Origin of the sequence: Acidisphaera rubrifaciens HS-AP3, assembly GCF_000964365.1 — a bacterium.
GTDB lineage: Bacteria > Pseudomonadota > Alphaproteobacteria > Acetobacterales > Acetobacteraceae > Acidisphaera > Acidisphaera rubrifaciens.
In genome coordinates this window covers 1-996 of sequence record NZ_BANB01000695.1, presented here as the reverse complement: position 1 = coordinate 996, position 996 = coordinate 1, and the positions used below count along the sequence as shown (strand labels likewise).

Sequence of the window (996 nt, the reverse complement as noted above, 5' to 3'; positions counted from 1 at the left end):
CGATCTCGGCACGCTGGTGCTGACCTACGTGATGCTCGGCTGGGGGCTCAACATCGTGGTCGGCCTCGCCGGGCTGCTCGACCTCGGCTACGTCGCCTTCTATGCGGTCGGTGCCTATGGCTATGCGCTGATCGCGCTGCATACGGGGCTCGGGTTCTGGTCGTGCCTGCCGCTGGCGGGGCTGCTGGCGGCGTTCTGCGGGTTGCTGCTGGGCTTTCCGGTGCTGCGGCTGCGCGGCGACTACCTCGCGATCGTGACGCTCGCGTTCGGCGAGATCATCCGCGTGGTGCTGGTCAACTGGGTCAGCCTGACCAACGGGCCGAACGGCATCTCCGGCATCCCGCGCCCGACCCTGTTCGGCCTGCGCTTCACGCTCGGCCACGGGCCGGGGACGTTCGCGGGCGCGTTCGGCGTGGCGGCGAGCCCGACGCAGCGGGTGGCGTTCCTGTATTACGTCATACTGGGTCTGGCGCTGCTGACCAACTGGGTGAGCCTGCGTCTGCGCCGGCTGCCGGTCGGGCGGGCCTGGGAGGCGCTGCGCGAGGACGAGATCGCGTGCCGCGCGCTCGGCATCAACGTCACGGCGGTGAAGCTGACGGCGTTCGCGACGGGGGCGGCGTTCGCCGGGCTCGCGGGCGCGTTCTTCGCGACGCGGCAGGCGTTCGTCAGCCCCGAGAGCTTCACCTTCATCGAAAGCGCGATCGTGCTGGCGATCGTGGTGCTGGGCGGGCTCGGCAGCCAGCTGGGCACGGCGCTGGCGGCGCTGCTGATGATCGGCGGGACGGAGGCGCTGCGCATGGCGCTGACGCGGCTGGCGGGGGCGTTGCAGAGCGATGCCTATGCGGGGGTCGCGGACGCGCTGCCGGGCTACCGGATGCTGATCTTCGGCCTCGCGCTGGTCGCGGTGATGGTGCTGCGCCCGCGCGGGCTGGTCGCGGGGCGGGCGCCGACGGTGCGGCTTGCGGCGGGGACGGCGGGGGGCGCGGCGGGGACGGC

Annotated in this window: 1 protein-coding gene; it reads left to right on the top strand. The window is 72.7% G+C overall.

The window, feature by feature from the left end; genetic code table 11:
- On the top strand, positions 1–996 hold a 996-nt coding region (livM, locus tag B8460_RS16565), incomplete at both ends, for a high-affinity branched-chain amino acid ABC transporter permease LivM (protein WP_048862721.1).